Raw genomic sequence first — 383 nt, forward strand, 5'->3', positions numbered from 1 at the left:
CAGCTCGTTGATCAGCAAGAACGATCTTTGGAGTCCCGAAGCAGGAGAGCACTGGCCTTTTTTAGGATTTCGAGATCCCGATCCTTCTGACGAACCAGAGCTTCCAGCTCCTCAATGCGTCGTTGATCCGGGGTAATAGCCTTGGCCCCAGCGGGGACTTTCCCCTCTCTTTCCTGCCGTACCTGCTCAACCCAGCGGCGGAGAGCTGTACGACCTATTCCGAGGATTTGGCACACCTCAGGAACCGACTGGCCGCCGTCCAACACCATCTCAGCAGCTTTAACTTTGTGTTCTTTCGAGTAGGACTTTCGCACTGATTTTGCCTCCAATTGGGCGCCATAATAGCGCCCTAAGAAGGTGTCCAAAATCATTAGGCCAGTTCA

Annotated in this window: 1 protein-coding gene; it reads right to left on the minus strand. The window is 53.5% G+C overall.

Annotated features, from left to right (window positions below):
- Positions 1–11 precede the first annotated feature (11 nt).
- A complete protein-coding gene (locus ABI582_RS28710; RefSeq protein WP_442120997.1) occupies positions 12–371 on the minus strand; it encodes a transposase in 360 nt (119 codons plus the stop codon).
- Between the last annotated feature and the right edge of the window lie 12 nt (positions 372–383).

Origin of the sequence: Pseudomonas sp. SAS7 (assembly GCF_052112345.1) — a bacterium.
Classification (GTDB): Bacteria; Pseudomonadota; Gammaproteobacteria; order Pseudomonadales; family Pseudomonadaceae; genus Aquipseudomonas; species Aquipseudomonas putida_Q.